The 14,218-nt window shown below is 69.1% G+C and carries 14 protein-coding genes and 1 tRNA gene; 7 read left to right on the forward strand and 8 right to left on the reverse strand.

The features are described 5' to 3' along the window. Positions 1 to 5 precede the first annotated feature (5 nt). The 5 genes from RQG77_RS09420 (at position 6) to RQG77_RS09440 (ending at position 4,239) form a co-directional block, all read left to right on the forward strand. On the forward strand, positions 6 to 389 hold the full coding sequence (locus tag RQG77_RS09420; RefSeq protein WP_311244494.1) for an MmcQ/YjbR family DNA-binding protein: 384 nt from the start codon (positions 6 to 8) through the stop codon (positions 387 to 389). Between the two features lie 130 nt (positions 390 to 519). Then, a complete protein-coding gene (locus RQG77_RS09425) occupies positions 520 to 1,431 on the forward strand; it encodes an ATP-binding cassette domain-containing protein (RefSeq protein WP_311244495.1) in 912 nt (303 codons plus the stop codon). Then, a complete protein-coding gene (locus tag RQG77_RS09430) occupies positions 1,428 to 2,237 on the forward strand; it encodes an ABC transporter permease (protein ID WP_311244496.1) in 810 nt (269 codons plus the stop codon). The genes RQG77_RS09425 and RQG77_RS09430 overlap by 4 nt, the downstream gene beginning before the upstream one ends. Before the next feature lie 38 nt (positions 2,238 to 2,275). Beyond that, entirely contained in the window at positions 2,276 to 3,547 is a 1,272-nt protein-coding gene (locus RQG77_RS09435; protein ID WP_311244497.1) for a histidine kinase, read from the forward strand. Further along, positions 3,544 to 4,239, forward strand: coding sequence for a response regulator transcription factor (locus RQG77_RS09440; protein ID WP_311244498.1), 696 nt, complete (start codon positions 3,544 to 3,546; stop codon positions 4,237 to 4,239). Before RQG77_RS09435 ends, RQG77_RS09440 begins: the two co-directional genes overlap by 4 nt. Before the next feature lie 25 nt (positions 4,240 to 4,264). Here the strand turns inward: RQG77_RS09440 and RQG77_RS09445 are convergent, their stop codons facing one another. From RQG77_RS09445 to RQG77_RS09455, 3 genes are all read right to left on the reverse strand, one after another. Next, entirely contained in the window at positions 4,265 to 5,218 is a 954-nt protein-coding gene (locus RQG77_RS09445; protein WP_311244499.1) for an aldo/keto reductase, read from the reverse strand. A gap of 139 nt (positions 5,219 to 5,357) precedes the next feature. Beyond that, positions 5,358 to 5,430, reverse strand: a tRNA-Thr gene (locus tag RQG77_RS09450). A gap of 41 nt (positions 5,431 to 5,471) precedes the next feature. Next, complete coding sequence (locus tag RQG77_RS09455; RefSeq protein WP_311244500.1) at positions 5,472 to 6,422, reverse strand: thioredoxin domain-containing protein; 951 nt, start codon at positions 6,420 to 6,422, stop codon at positions 5,472 to 5,474. 229 nt (positions 6,423 to 6,651) lie between these two features. On the opposite strand from RQG77_RS09455, the gene RQG77_RS09460 reads away from it, so the two are divergent. Together RQG77_RS09460 and RQG77_RS09465 are read left to right on the forward strand one after the other, a co-directional pair. Then, positions 6,652 to 7,755: an ABC transporter ATP-binding protein gene (locus tag RQG77_RS09460; RefSeq protein ID WP_056312585.1), complete on the forward strand. Its 1,104-nt coding sequence runs from the start codon at positions 6,652 to 6,654 to the stop codon at positions 7,753 to 7,755. A 79-nt stretch (positions 7,756 to 7,834) separates the two neighbouring features. Beyond that, positions 7,835 to 9,139 carry a DUF4032 domain-containing protein gene (locus RQG77_RS09465; protein ID WP_311244501.1) on the forward strand — a complete coding sequence of 435 codons (1,305 nt, stop codon included), beginning with the start codon at positions 7,835 to 7,837 and terminating at the stop codon, positions 9,137 to 9,139. Positions 9,140 to 9,155: 16 nt separating this feature from the next. On the opposite strand, the gene RQG77_RS09470 is transcribed toward RQG77_RS09465, so the two are convergent. From RQG77_RS09470 to ispD, 5 genes are all read right to left on the reverse strand, one after another. Beyond that, a complete protein-coding gene (locus RQG77_RS09470; RefSeq protein WP_311244502.1) occupies positions 9,156 to 9,797 on the reverse strand; it encodes an NAD(P)H-binding protein in 642 nt (213 codons plus the stop codon). Between the two features lie 11 nt (positions 9,798 to 9,808). Further along, positions 9,809 to 10,816, reverse strand: coding sequence for a 23S rRNA (guanosine(2251)-2'-O)-methyltransferase RlmB (gene rlmB / locus RQG77_RS09475; RefSeq protein ID WP_056312591.1), 1,008 nt, complete (start codon positions 10,814 to 10,816; stop codon positions 9,809 to 9,811). Then, positions 10,809 to 12,218 carry a cysteine--tRNA ligase gene (cysS, locus tag RQG77_RS09480; RefSeq protein ID WP_311244503.1) on the reverse strand — a complete coding sequence of 470 codons (1,410 nt, stop codon included), beginning with the start codon at positions 12,216 to 12,218 and terminating at the stop codon, positions 10,809 to 10,811. Before cysS ends, rlmB begins: the two co-directional genes overlap by 8 nt. Positions 12,219 to 12,295: 77 nt before the next feature. Further along, complete coding sequence (locus RQG77_RS09485) at positions 12,296 to 12,886, reverse strand: short chain dehydrogenase (protein WP_311244504.1); 591 nt, start codon at positions 12,884 to 12,886, stop codon at positions 12,296 to 12,298. Positions 12,887 to 12,980: 94 nt separating this feature from the next. Then, the gene (gene ispD / locus RQG77_RS09490; protein ID WP_396653410.1) at positions 12,981 to 14,192 is read right to left on the reverse strand and encodes a 2-C-methyl-D-erythritol 4-phosphate cytidylyltransferase; all 1,212 of its coding nucleotides are present in this window, start codon (positions 14,190 to 14,192) and stop codon (positions 12,981 to 12,983) included. Positions 14,193 to 14,218: the final 26 nt, after the last annotated feature.

The following is a 14,218-nucleotide window of genomic DNA, read 5'->3' on the forward strand; positions in this document are numbered from 1 at the left end:
TCACCATGGACTCGACACAACTGAACGCTGCCGCGACCGAGCGCGCAGAAGAGCTGCCCGGCGCAGAGCGGGAGAACCCGTTCGGCCCCGAATGGGACGTGTACAAGGTACGAGGGCGGGTGTTCCTACTGGTCCCCCTCGACGGCACCGGCAGGATCACGCTCAAGTCGCACCCTGACGACGCCGTGGCGCTGCGCGAGACGTTCGCCGACATCGTGCCCGGCTATCACATGAACAAGAAGCACTGGATCACGCTGACGCCCGGGCCTTCTCTGGAGGAAGACCTCGTGACCGAGCTCGTCACAGAGTCGTACCGATTGGTCGTCGAGAAGCTTCCGAAGGCGCAGCGTCCGGTCGATCCGAATCTGTTCGGACGCCCCGCTCCGTGATTCGGCACTGACAACGCGGCACCGGCACCGCGGGACACCGCGCATCCGCCTCGAGGATGACCCCCGGCATCGGCGGAACGGTACCCCGGGAGGACGCGCGGGCCTGGGCGCCGTCTGTAGCGTCGAAGACATGATCACAGCAGAAGGCCTCACGAAGAGATTCGGAGACAAGACAGCCGTCCAGGATGTCTCGTTCACGGTGCAGCCGGGCACGGTCACGGGATTCCTCGGGCCGAACGGCGCGGGCAAGTCCACGACGATGCGCATGATCGTCGGCCTCGACCGGCCCACCTCCGGCACGGCGACCGTCGGCGGACGGGAGTATCGGAAGCTCCGCGCACCGCTCACCGAGGTCGGCGTTCTGCTCGACGCGAAGGCGGTGCACACGGGCCGCACCGCACGCAATCACCTCCGCGCGATGGCGGCGACCCACGGCATCCCCGCCTCCCGCGTCGACGAGGTCATCGACCTCGCCGGCATCGGCCCGGTCGCCCGCAAGCGCGCGGGCAAGTTCTCGCTCGGCATGGGACAGCGACTCGGAATCGCCTCCGCGCTGCTCGGCGACCCGCACACGTTGATCCTCGATGAGCCGGTGAACGGCCTCGACCCCGAGGGTGTGCGCTGGGTGCGCCAGTTCGTGCGCCACGCGGCGTCCGAGGGGCGGACGGTCCTGCTGTCCAGCCACCTGATGAGCGAGATGGCGCAGACCGCCGATCACGTGATCGTGATGGGCCGCGGCCAGGTGCTCGCCGATGCTCCGCTGCAGGAGCTGGTGCGCGCATGGACGACGAACACCGTGCGCGTGCGCACCCCCCGTGCCGCCGATCTGGCGGCCGCCGTCGGAGGGCCCTCGGTCGAGATCGTGAGCTCTGCTCCCGACCTTCTCGACATCGTCGGTCTGCCCGCGTCGCGCATCGGCGACCTCGCCGCGGATCGCGGCATCCCCCTGCACGAACTCACCCCGACCACAGGATCGCTCGAAGACGCGTACCTCGCGCTCACCGGCGACTCGGTCGAGTACCGGACGAAGGAGATCTCATGACCGTCCAGGCTCCTCCCCTCACCCGCGCGCAGGTCGACACCGGCCGACGCCTCACGTTCGTCCGGGCGGTCCGCGGCGAGTGGACCAAGCTCTCCACGCTGCGCTCGACCTGGTGGTCGATCGGCATCGCCGCCGTCCTCACGATCGGCATCGCCGTGCTCATCGCCCAGGCGGTCGACGTGCCGGGCTTCGAGCCCATCCAGGCCGTCGTGATGCCGATCCAGTTCACGATGCTGCTCGCCGGCATCCTCGGCGCGATCTCGGTGACCGGCGAATACTCGACCGGGATGATCCGCTCGACGCTGGCGGCCAACCCGAAGCGCGGATCCGTGCTCGCCGCCAAGGCGACCGTGATCGGCCTCTTCCTGTTCGTGTCGTCGCTCGTGATCTTCACCGCTGCGGCCTTCGCGGTCTCCGCGATCGTCGCCCCGCGTGACCAGAGCATCGACTGGAGCGACCCGTCGATGTCGATCCTGCCGATCGTCGTCTCCTCACTCGCCATGGCGGTCTTCGCCCTGATCGGCGTCGCGTTCGGCTTCATCCTGCGCTCGGGTGCCGGAGCGATCGCCGCGACGGTGGGACTCCTGTTCGTGCTGCCGATCGTCGCGAGCTTCTTCGCGATCGCCGGCGAGGGCTGGGCATGGGTGATGGATGCCGCGAACTACCTGCCCGTGGCCGCCGCGCAGAGCGCGATCCTGCCCGACGGCGCTGCTCTCGAAGGCCCGGTCGCGTACCTGGCGCTGGCCGGCTGGGTCGCCGCGGGGATGCTCGCAGCCTGGGCCGTGCTCCGCACCCGCGACGCGTGATCGCGATGATCCGCGATGCAGCCGCGTAGAGTCGGCCGGTGAGCAGAACGCGCAGCCGCAGCACCTCAGTCCGCGAGGACGAGGCGCTGCGGCTGCCGCGTCCGCCCGGGGTGCTGAGACGCTTCTGGGCACGGCATCCGGTGGTCGCCGACGTCCTGATCGCACTGGTGTGCCTGCTGCTCTCGCTGGTACCCGCCGGCGTCATCACGAACGATCTGCCGATGCCACTCGCGATCGGGGTGGCCATCCTGGTTCCCGCATCAGTCGTCGCCGCCTGCGCGACGCTGCTGTGGCGGCGCCGACGTCCGGTCATACCGTTCGTCGCCTCCTTCGCGCTCGAGGCCGGATTCCTCTTCGCACTGCAGCCGATCGGGTCGCCGCTGCTGCTGGTGACCTGCTACTCGCTCGCTGTGTACCGCTCGTCGCGGGCCGCGTGGACGGGCTTCGGCATCGGGCTGGCCTCGCTCGGTGCCATCGGCGGGCTGCTCACGCTCTCGGGCGTCATCACGCTGCAGATCGCCGCGAACGCCGTCATCATGTCGCTCGTGCTCGGGTTGATCGGCACCCTCATCGGTGTCAACGTGGGCGGCCGCAAACGCTACCTCGACGCCGTGATCGACCGGTCCCGGCAGTTGCTCGTCGAGCGCGACCAGCAGGCGCAGCTCGCGGCCGCGGCAGAGCGCGCACGAATCGCCCGCGAGATGCACGACATCGTCTCCCACTCACTGACGGTCATCGTCGCGCTGTCCGAGGGAGCCTCCGCCACATCCGATCCCGAACAGGCGCGGGCAGCGGCCACGGCTTCAGCCGAGACGGCCCGCAGCGCCCTTTCCGAGATGCGCGCGATGCTCGGCGTCCTGCGAGCCGACGACTCCCCGCTGCCGCTCGCGCCCCTGGCGCCGACGCCGCCGCAGGAGACCGTCGCACACGCGCAGCGGGCAGGTTACCCCGTGACGCTCTCGGTCTCAGGTGGCGCCGACCTCTCCCCGGCCGTGGCCCACGCGGTCGGACGCATCGTGCAGGAGGGCGTCACCAACGCGATGCGGCACGCACCGGGTGCGACGGCGATCGCCGTCCGCCTCGTCTACACGGCGGATGGAGTGACGGCCGAGATCGTCAACGACGGCGCCACGGGCCCGGTCGGCACGTCGGGATTCGGACTGCGCGGTCTCGCCGAGCGCGCCGCGCACGCCGGCGGAACCGTCGTCTCAGAACCGCTCGAGGGCGGCAGATGGATGCTGCGCGCCGAGCTCCCGACGACGCCTGATCCGAGCGAACCCACCGCCCCTGACCTGGAGGACAGACCATGACCGACTCGATCTCGATCCTGCTCGTCGACGACCAGCAGCTCATCCGACTCGGGTTCCGGATGGTGCTCGAAGCCGAGGCCGACATGGTGGTGGTCGGCGAGGCGGAGGACGGCCACGCGGCCATCGCTCAGGCTGCGGCGCTGCAGCCCGATCTCGTGCTGATGGACATCCGGATGCCCGGACTCGACGGCATCGCTGCGACCGAGGCGATCGTCCGCGCGCACCCCGAGACTCGTGTTCTGGTGCTGACCACGTTCGATCTCGACGAGTACGCATTCGGTGCGATCCGGGCGGGTGCCAGCGGATTCCTGCTGAAGGATGCGCAACGGCACGAGATGATCTCGGCCATCCGCGCCATCCACCGAGGAGACGCGGCGCTCGCGCCGAGGGTGACGCGGATGCTGCTCGAACACGTGGCCCCGGGACTGGGTGCCTCTCCCGCGCGGCCGGTCGTCACGATCGATGATCCTACGACCGACCTCACCGACCGGGAGCGCGACGTGTTCCTCGAGATCGCGCGCGGGCTGTCGAATGCCGAGATCGCGCAGGTGCTGTTCGTGAGTGAGTCGACGGTGAAGACGCACGTGGGGCGCGTTCTCGCGAAACTCGGCGCCCGTGACCGCATCCATCTGGTCATCCTGGCCCACCGGCTCGGGCTCATCGACGACGACGCCCTGCCCTCCGACGCGTAGGCCGGCGGGCAGGGCGCGAGGTCTGTCAGGCCTTCGCCGGAGTCCACTCCGACACGCGGTCGAGCGCGTCGACCTCCTCGGTCCTCAGCTCGAGACGCGCGCCGGCGAGGAGATCCGGCACCTGCTCGACACTGCGGGCGCTGGCGATAGGAGCGGCCACGGTCGGCTGGGCGCGCAGCCATGCGAGCGAGGTCGCGGCGATCGAGGCGCCGTGCGCGTCGCCGATCTGTTCGAGCGTGTCGATGATGCGCAGACCCGCTTCGGTGGCGTACTTCGCTGCACCCGAGGCACGGGGCGATGTCTGCCCCTCAGTGTCGGCCGAGCGATACTTTCCGGTCAGGAATCCGCTCGCGAGCGAGTAGTACGGCACCAGGCCGAGTCCGAACTCCTCGGCCACCGGGATGATCGTCTCCTCGACGACGTTGCGGTGCACGAGGTTGTAGTGCGGCTGCACGGCGACGGGCAGGGCGACGCCGGTGCGGCGGGCGATCTCGACCCACTCGCGGATGCGATCGGCGCTGTAGTTCGAGACGGCGACGTTGCGCACCAGCCCGTCGGCGACGAGCTGGCCGAAGGCCCCGACGGTCTCCTCCAGCGGCACGGTCTCGTCGTCGAAGTGCGCGTAGTAGAGGTCGATCGTGTCGACCCCGAGGCGGCCCAGCGATGCTTCTGCGGCCTTGCGGACGTTCGAGGCCGCGAGACCCTTGAACTCCGGGTGCTGACTCACCTTGGTGGCGACGACCACGCCCTCGGGCTTGCGCGAGGCCAGCCACTCGCCGATGATCGCCTCGCTCTCACCGCCTGAGTTCCCCGGCGCCCACGAGCTGTACGAGTCGGCGGTGTCGATGAAGTCGCCTCCCCCGTCGACGAACGCGTCGAGCACGGCGAACGATGCGTCGCGGTCGGCCGTCCAGCCGAACACGTTGCCACCGAGCGAGAGGGGGAGGACGTCGAGGTCACTGTTTCCGATACGAGTCATACTCGGGACAACCCGTGATTCCCGCACACTATTTCGCGTGTGACGCCGAATGTCGTGCGAACCCCGTCGAACAGCAGCCGGGAAACGACGAAGGCCCGCGTCCCCGGTTTTCACAGGGGATGCGGGCCTTCGTGCACTGTGCCGACTACAGGACTCGAACCTGCAACCCCCGTATTACAAGTACGGTGCGCTACCAATTGCGCCAAGTCGGCGGACGCCACCCAGCTTAGCGAGGGGCGGCTCGTGCCGAGAACTACGGCGTGGTGGTCGGGGTGGGAGTCGGCGTCGGGCTGGGCGACTCGGTGGCGTAGTACGCGTCGCTCGCGACGGTCAGCACGAACTGCGAGAACTCGCTCGGGTCGTCGAGCGCACCGACGTAGGCCTCGCCGTTGACGACGATCATGGGCGCTGCGGTCAGCACGAGGTCGTCCGAGCCGACGAGCGGGCCCTCGAGGGCGCGCGAGGTGGCATCCTTCGCCCAGGTCACATAGTCCTGGTCCTCGATGCAGGAGCGCACGCTCTTGACGTTGTCCGAGCCCACGGCGCCGGCGATGTCGGCGAGCTGCGCGTCTGAGAAGCCGTCGGTGTTCACCTCGGGCTGGTCGTCGAGCAGGTCGTGGTTGAAGGCGTAGAACTGCGCCGGCGAATGCGTCGCGACGCATGCCGCGGCCGCGGCGGAGCGCAACGAGTACTTCGTGCCGTTCGAGCTCGCGGTGAGCAGTGCGACCGGGTGGTACGTCACGGTCGCCGCGCCCTCGGTGATCCAGTTCACGAGCTGGCGAGCGTTCGCGCGCTCGAATTCACCGGCATCCGGCGACAGGTAGTCGACGTAGATGTGGATGTCGACGGTGCTCGAGGTGGTCGGTGCGGGGGTCGGTGCCGCCTCGCCTCCGGCCTCGGTCTCGTCGGGGCTGGGAGCTGCGACGCCCTCGTCGGACGCTGCGGTCGCGCTGATGTCCGAGACGAGGATGCCGTCCTCGTCCATGCCGCCCGGGGTGAGCTGCGGCTTAGACACCTGCGCCGAGACGGCGAGGGTGATGGCAGTGCCGATCGCACCGACGGCGACCACGGCGATCGCGCCGAGGATGATCCGTCGCATCACGCGCGCCCTCGACTGCTGGGCATGCACCTTCTGTGCCTTCTCCCGCACGACCTCACGCGAATTGCGAGGGCTGGGGACGTTCGGCGTCTCGTCGCTCGACATCGTTCCTCTAGACAGTCTCAGGGGGGCAGGGTGGCCCCGGACGCCACTCGGGCGGCGAACGCCGCGTTAAGCGGCCGAGAACGATGTTAACCAGCCAGGCTGAGAAATACCCAGATAGACAGGTTTCTGACATACTGAACCCGACCCGATGAGGGGTCACGGCGGATCACTCCGCCGCTCTATCACTACGGATCGTCCGGCACGTACCTGCCGGTGAAGGAGAAACACAATGGCATCTGTGACTTTCGACGAGGCCACCCGCCTCTACCCCGGCGGAACCCGCCCGGCTGTCGACAAGCTCAACCTCGAGGTCGCCGATGGCGAATTCCTCGTTCTCGTCGGCCCTTCCGGCTGCGGAAAGTCCACCTCGCTGCGTATGCTCGCCGGCCTCGAAGAGGTCAACGCCGGTCGCATCCTCATCGGTGACCGCGACGTCACCGACGTGCCGCCGAAGGACCGCGACATCGCGATGGTGTTCCAGAACTACGCGCTGTACCCGCACATGACGGTCGCCGAGAACATGGGCTTCGCGCTCAAGATCGCCGGCGTCGGCAAGGAAGAGCGCGCCAGCCGCGTTCTCGAGGCCGCCAAGCTGCTCGACCTCGAGGAGTACCTGACCCGCAAGCCGAAGGCCCTCTCGGGTGGTCAGCGTCAGCGTGTCGCGATGGGTCGCGCGATCGTCCGTCAGCCCCAGGTCTTCCTCATGGATGAGCCGCTGTCGAACCTCGACGCCAAGCTCCGCGTCCAGACGCGTACGCAGATCGCGTCGCTGCAGCGTCGCCTCGGAGTCACCACGGTCTACGTCACGCACGACCAGACCGAGGCTCTCACCATGGGTGACCGCATCGCTGTCCTCAAGGACGGTCTGCTCCAGCAGGTCGGCTCGCCGCGCGACCTGTACGAGAAGCCCGAGAACGTGTTCGTCGCCGGCTTCATCGGCTCGCCCGCCATGAACCTGTTCAGCGCAGACCTGGCTGAGGGCGGCATCCGCTTCGGCACCGAGGTCGTCCCGCTCGACCGCGACACCGTCGGCCGTGCCAACGGCTCGCAGGTCACTGTGGGCGTGCGTCCCGAGGACATCACCGTCGGCCCGGCCGACGGCAAGGGCCTCTCGGTCGTCGTCGACCTCGTCGAGGAGCTCGGCGCCGACGGCTACCTCTACGGTCACACCGAGATCAACGGCAAGCGCGCCGACCTGGTCGCCCGTGTCGACGGTCGCAGCCACCCCAACGCTGGCGAGACCGTCACCCTGGCTGCGAACGCGGGCCACGTGCACGCGTTCGACATCGAGTCGGGTGTGCGCCTGAACGACAAGCCGATCGTCTCCGCCTGATCGGATCCACAGACGCGGCGCGGGCTGACTTCGGTCACCCGCGCCGCTTCTGCTTTTCTCACCCACCGTCTGGAGAGCCATGCAGGATGCGCTGCGGATCACCGCGAGCTCGATCGACCCGGGGCTGCTCGCCCTCCCCTGGTCGACGACACTGGCCAAGTGGCCGTCCGACCTGATCGTGTCGCTGCCGAAGGGCCTCTCCCGCCATCTCGTGCGGTTCGCCGATCTCTCAGGCCGCGTCGTCGCAGTCAAGGAGACGACCGATGAGATGGCGAAGCGCGAGTACGAGATGCTCGGCAACCTCGCACGACTCGACATCCCCTGCGTCGACCGCGTCGCGGTGATCGCAGGACGGACGGATGCCGCAGGCGAACCGCTTCCGGCCGCGCTCGTGACGTCGCACCTGAGATTCTCGATGCCGTACCGGGCCCTGTTCACCCGGGTGCTGCGCCCCGACACCGCCACACGCCTCGTCGACGCCCTCGCGGTGCTGCTGGTGCGCCTGCACAACGTCGGCTTCTACTGGGGCGACGTGTCGCTCTCGAACACCCTCTTCCGGCGCGACGCGGGTGCCTATGCGGCATACCTCGTCGACGCCGAGACCGGCGAGCTGCACGAGGAGGGTCTGACCGACGGCCAGCGCGCCTACGACCTCGATCTCGCCCGCACCAACATCGCCGGCGAGATCATGGACCTCGCCGCGGGCGGCCGGCTCGAGCACGGCGTCGACGCGATCGCGATCGCCGACGGCATCGTCTCGTCCTACCGCTCGCTGTGGGCCGAGCTGACGGTGCAGGAGTCTTTCGCGTCGGCAGAGACCTGGCGCATCACCGAGCGCGTCGAGCGTCTCAACGCGCTCGGATTCGACATCGACGAGATGTCGATGTCGACGACCGCCGACGGCACGGTCGTCGAGATCCAGCCGAAGGTGGTGGATGCCGGGCACCACCAGCGGCGGCTCATCCGCCTGACCGGACTCGATGTCGAGGAGAACCAGGCGCGGCGCCTGCTCAACGACCTCGATGAGTTCCGGGCTCGATCCACCAAGCAGTGGGCCGACGAGGAGATGTACGCGCACGAGTGGCTGACCCGCGTGTTCGAGCCCGTCGTGCGCGCGATCCCCTGGGAGCTGCGCGCCAAGCTCGAACCCGCCGAGGTGTTCCACCAGGTGCTCGAGCACCGCTGGTACCTGTCACAGGCGCAGGGGCGCTCCGTACCTCTTGCGGAAGTGCTGACGAGCTACATCAACGAGGTGCTACGGCACCGGCGCGACGAGGCGACCATCATGGGTCCGCCCACCGAGACCATGAGCCTGCCGGTGATCACGGGCTCGAATCCCGTCACCGATGACGACGACGAGATCGACTGGCGCGACCTCGTCTGATCGTGTTCTCCGCGGTTCAGTACCCGACGGTGAAGCGCCCGCGACGGTGCGCACCGCGCTCGACCTCGTCGACCACGGCGATCGCGAAGTCCGCACCCGAGATGAACGATTTGCCGTCTGCGTCGCGCACGAGGACGTCGCCGCCGTCGCGGTAGTGACCGGTGCGCTCTCCCTCGGCCCAAGGCCCGAAGACCTCGGCCGGGTGGATGAAGAACCAGTCGAGCGACTCGTCGGTCGATTCGAGCAGTGCGAGAGAGTCGATGCCGACCTGCGCCTCGTGCTTGTACTCCTCGGGGAAGTCGAGGTCGAAGAGGCGAGGGCCGCCGGGAGCGACCAGGCTGCCGCCGGCTCCGCCGACCACGCCGATGCGGGTCTTCGTGCCGCTCAGCTTCTCGACGAGGCCGCGGAGCGCGTCGAGCACCGAATTCTCCATGTCGCCACGGGGAGACAGCGCCGACACGACCGCATCCGCACCATCGAAGACGTCGCCCAGACTCGCGAGGTCGAGCACGGATCCCTGCACATTCCGCGCACCGTCGACCGGGTTCGACGGCTCGGAGCGCGACACCGAGACGACCTCGTGGCCGCGGCTCACCGCCTCCGAGACGATGTGGCGTCCGGCGTAGCCGGTTCCTCCGAGGACGACGATGCGAGCCATGTGCTTCTCCCCTACTTCTTCGCGTTGCGGATCGACGACACCTGGTACAGCGCGACGGACGTCGCGATGCCGGCGTTGAGCGACTCGGTCACGGCCGAGATCGGGATCGAGACGATCTGGTCGCATGTCTCGGCGACGAGGCGCGAGAGCCCCTTGCCCTCGGATCCGGTGACGATCACGACGGGGCGGTCTGCCAGCTGCAGCTCGGGCAGCAGCACGTCGCCGTCGCCGTCGAGGCCGAGCACGAAGACGCCCTGCTTCTTGAATTCCTTGAGCTGCGTGGTGAGGTTGGTCGCCAGGGCGACCGGAACGCGGGCGGCGGCGCCGGCGCTGGTCTTCCATGCGGCCGAGTTCACACCGGCCGAGCGACGCTGCGGAAGGATGATCCCGTGGCCGCCGAAGGCTCCGGTCGAGCGGATGATCGCGCCGAGGTTGCGGGGATCGGTGATGCCGTCGAGGGCGACGAACAGCGGGACCTCGCCCTTGTCGATCACGGCCTCGAGCAGGTCCTGCGGGTGCGCGTACTCGTACGGCGGCACCTTGACGGCGACGCCCTGGTGCACGCCGTCGAAGCCGGCCATGCGGTCGAGCTCCTGACGCGTGACCTCGAGCACCGGGATGCCGCGGTTCGTGGCGATCGACAGCATCTCCTTGACGCGGTCGTCCATCTCGACGCGCTGCGCGATGTAGAACGCCGACGCGGGGATCTTCGCGCGCAGTGCCTCGAGCACCGAATTGCGGCCGGTGACGACCTCGACCTCGGTGGTGTTGTCCTTCGAGCGTGCCGAGCGGTTCGGGTTGCCGCCGGACGTCTGACGCTGCCCCGGCTTGCCCTTTCCACCCGATGCCGCATAGCGCTCGGCGGCGGCCTTGCGCTTGCCGGCGGGGTGCCAGGCGCGATCCTCGGCCTTCGGGGTCGGTCCGCGACCCTCGAGCGACTTGCGCCCCATTCCGCCGGTGCCCTTCGTGGGGCCCTTCTTGTTTCCCTTGTTCGCGCCGGGGCGCTGTGGCTTAGCCATCGATACTCCAATGAGTTCCGGCCGGAGAGTCCTCCAGCGTGATTCCTGCGGCGGCGATCGCATCACGGATGCGATCGGCCGCCGCCCAGTCCTTGTCAGCGCGCGCCTGCGCACGCTGGGTGATCATCGTCTGCACGAGCGCGTCGAGGGCGGATGCCGTGGCACCGCCACCCCCGTCGCTCCATTCGCGTGCGAGCGGGTTGATTCCGAGCACGGCCGTCATGTCATGGACGTCGGAGACATCCTGCCGCGCCTCGTCGAGCTGCCCTGCATCCAGTCTCGCATTGCCGGAGCGGATGCTGTCGTGGATCACGGCGAGCGCGCGCGGCACTCCGAGGTCGTCGTTCATCGCGTCCCAGAACGGCGTGGGCAGCCCCTCTTTATGCTCCTGCCAGCGAGCAGGCGCGAGCCGATTCCCTCGCTCCAGGAACGAGCGGATCCGTCCGAGCGCGGCCTCGGCCTCGGTCCACGACGACTCGGTGAGGTCGAGGCTCGAGCGGTAGTGCGCGGCGGCGAGGGCGTAGCGGATCACCAGAGGATCGCGCTCGGCGAGCACATCGCGCGCGAGAGTGAAGTTGCCGAGGGACTTCGACATCTTCTGCCCTCCCACGGTCACGAGGCCGTTGTGCACCCAGTACCGCGCGAAGCCGTCGCCGGCCGCAGTCGACTGGGCGAGCTCGTTCTCGTGATGCGGGAAGCGCAGGTCGAGACCGCCGCCGTGGATGTCGAACTCCGCACCGAGGTACCGCTTCGACATCGCGGAGCACTCGATGTGCCAGCCGGGACGCCCCGCGCCCCAGGGCGACTGCCACACGGCATCCGCCTGCTCGTCGGCCTTCGCGCCCTTCCAGAGCGCGAAATCCTGCGGGTTGCGCTTGCCACGGGGGTCGGCGTCCTCCGCAGCCTCCATGGCATCCACCGACTGGTTGGTGAGGGATCCGTAGTCGGGCCACGAGCGGACGTCGAAGTAGACGTCACCGGAGCCATCGGGCGCCGGATACGCGTGACCGCGGTCGATCAGGGTGGTGATGATCTCCTGCATCTGCGGGATGGATGCGGTCGCCCGAGGCTCGTACGTCGGCGGGAGGATGCCGACGCCGGCATACGCCGCCGTGAACTCCTGCTCCATGCGGTACGCCAGCGCCCACCACGGCTCGACGTCGGTCGCGTTCGCGAGCACCTTGTCGTCGATGTCCGTGACATTTCGCACGAAGGTGACGCGGCCATAGCGGAGCGTCAGCCAGCGACGGAGCAGGTCGAAGCTCAGTGCGGCGCGCACGTGCCCGATGTGGGGACCGGACTGCACCGTGGGTCCGCACACGTACATCGTGATGTTCTCGGGATCGAGAGGCACGAAGTCGCGCAGCTGCTGTGCGCGGGTGTCGTAGAGGCGGAGAGTCACCGCACAAGCTTACCGGGCCGCCGATTCCGAAGACTGGGTGCGATTTCGGGCCCTGCCGCAGATCGGAAAGGAGCTGGTCAGTCGACCGGGAAGACCCGTCCCGTCTGCACCCCGAGCACGCTCTTCGCGAACGCCTGTCCGACGCGATGCGATGACACGGGCACGAAGCCGGGGAACGACGAGTGGTACGACGGGGCGTCCTCGAGCACCGACGGGCTCACGGCGTTGATGCGGATGCCGCGGGGCAGCTCGGTGGCGGCGGCGAGCACGAAGGACTCGACGGCGCCGTTGACGAGAGACGCGGCGGCACCGGTCGCGATGGGCTCGCGCGAGAGGATGCCGGAGGTCAGGGTGATCGAGCCGCCGTCGCGCACGTACGGCGTGCCGATGCGCACGACGTCGAGCTGTGACAGCACCTTGCCGCGGAACGCCGACTCGTAGTCGGCGCGGCCGAGCTCGCCGAGCGGACGGAACGGCACCTCTCCGACCGCGACGATCACGGCGTCGACCTGTCCCACCGAGGCGAAGAGGCGCTCGATGGACGCCGAGTCGGTGACGTCGGCCGACGGCTCGCTGCTGCGCGACGCCGAGACGACCTCGTGTCCCGTCAGCGCGTCGACGGCCGTGCGACCCACCTGTCCGGTGGCTCCGATGATCAGGACCTTCATGATGCCTCCTCCTCTTCTTCGTGCGAGGACCGCACGACGCTCTCCGACAACGAGCGCGGATGCCGGGGCATTCCCGCGCTCGCGATGCACCGTGTCAGCGCGGGCGCACCATCGCGACCGCAGTGACGGCGATCCCCTCACCGCGGCCGGGGAAACCGAGTCCGTCCGTGGTCGTCGCCGTGATCGACACGGGTGCCCCGCCCAGTGCCGCGGACAGCACCCGCTCAGCCTCCGCTCGGCGGGCACTGAACCGAGGACGGTTGCCCTGGAACTGCGCAGACACGTTCCCGATCGCGAAGCCCGACTCCTCCAGCAGCTCCCTGGTGCGCGCGAGGAAGACCTCGGCGTGCGCCCCGGCGTACTCGGGATGGGCTGTTCCGAAGTGCTCGCCGATGTCGCCGAGCCCCGCGGCTCCCAGCAGAGCATCCACGATCGCGTGCGCCACGGCGTCGCCGTCGGAGTGCCCGGACAGCGCCGGCTCCCCCGGCCACTCGAGGCCCGCCAGCCACAGATCGCCGCCGCCGCCGAACGCGTGCACATCCGTCCCGAGTCCCACTCGAGGTCCGCTCCACGGGACGGGGGCAGCGGCGGAAGCCTCTGCAGAAACCCCGGTGACTGCGGCGAGCAGGTGACGGGCACGCTCGAGGTCGGCTGCGGTGGTGATCTTGAATCCGCGCGCAGACCCGGGGATCTGCCGGACCCCATGTCCCGCGGCAGCATAGAGGGCCGCGTCGTCGGTGTACTCGACGCCGGACGCGAGCGCGGTCTCGTACGCCGCCTCGAGCAGCGCACGCGGGAAGCCCTGCGGAGTCTGCGCCGCGGCGAGCTCCGAGCGATCGATCGGGCCGACCACCGCGTCGCCGTCCACGCGCTTCAGGGTGTCGACCACGGGAAGCGTCGGGAGGATCCCGATCTCACCGTCGATGGCGGCAGCGACCGCGTCGATCACCTCGGGAGGAGTCAGCGCGCGCGCCGCATCATGCACCAGCACGCGCGTGACGTCCCCCCACAGTGCATCGAGCCCGGCCGCCACTGATCGCTGGCGCGTATCCCCGCCGGTGACGACCTTGCCGAGATCGGCACGGTCGCCCGCGGCCGCACGGAGCTCCGTCTCGGCATCGCCCTCGAACCCCGAGGGGGCGACGACGATCACCTGGGCGGGTGCCGCTGCGAAGACGCCGTCGAGGGCGTGGCGGAGGATCGAATGGCTGTCGATGCCTACGAACGCCTTGGGCGCTCCGGCATCGAGTCGTGTGCCGGAGCCGGCGGCGACGACGATGATCGCGGTGTCAGGAACGGGAAGCATGCTCACCCGGTTCACGTTACCGGCGC

Source organism: Microbacterium sp. WCS2018Hpa-23, assembly GCF_031843845.1.
Taxonomy (GTDB): domain Bacteria; phylum Actinomycetota; class Actinomycetes; order Actinomycetales; family Microbacteriaceae; genus Microbacterium.

Coding starts and splice junctions, on each gene's coding strand:
- RQG77_RS09420 (WP_311244494.1), top strand. CDS start 6: ATGGACTCGACACAACTGAACGCTGCCGCGACCGAGCGCGCAGAAGAG.
- RQG77_RS09470 (WP_311244502.1), bottom strand. CDS start 9,797: ATGGCTCGCATCGTCGTCCTCGGAGGAACCGGCTACGCCGGACGCCAC.
- RQG77_RS09425 (WP_311244495.1), top strand. CDS start 520: ATGATCACAGCAGAAGGCCTCACGAAGAGATTCGGAGACAAGACAGCC.
- RQG77_RS09455 (WP_311244500.1), bottom strand. CDS start 6,422: ATGTCGAGCGACGAGACGCCGAACGTCCCCAGCCCTCGCAATTCGCGT.
- ispD (WP_396653410.1), bottom strand. CDS start 14,192: ATGCTTCCCGTTCCTGACACCGCGATCATCGTCGTCGCCGCCGGCTCC.
- RQG77_RS09445 (WP_311244499.1), bottom strand. CDS start 5,218: ATGACTCGTATCGGAAACAGTGACCTCGACGTCCTCCCCCTCTCGCTC.
- RQG77_RS09460 (WP_056312585.1), top strand. CDS start 6,652: ATGGCATCTGTGACTTTCGACGAGGCCACCCGCCTCTACCCCGGCGGA.
- RQG77_RS09440 (WP_311244498.1), top strand. CDS start 3,544: ATGACCGACTCGATCTCGATCCTGCTCGTCGACGACCAGCAGCTCATC.
- RQG77_RS09430 (WP_311244496.1), top strand. CDS start 1,428: ATGACCGTCCAGGCTCCTCCCCTCACCCGCGCGCAGGTCGACACCGGC.
- rlmB (WP_056312591.1), bottom strand. CDS start 10,816: ATGGCTAAGCCACAGCGCCCCGGCGCGAACAAGGGAAACAAGAAGGGC.
- RQG77_RS09485 (WP_311244504.1), bottom strand. CDS start 12,886: ATGAAGGTCCTGATCATCGGAGCCACCGGACAGGTGGGTCGCACGGCC.
- RQG77_RS09465 (WP_311244501.1), top strand. CDS start 7,835: ATGCAGGATGCGCTGCGGATCACCGCGAGCTCGATCGACCCGGGGCTG.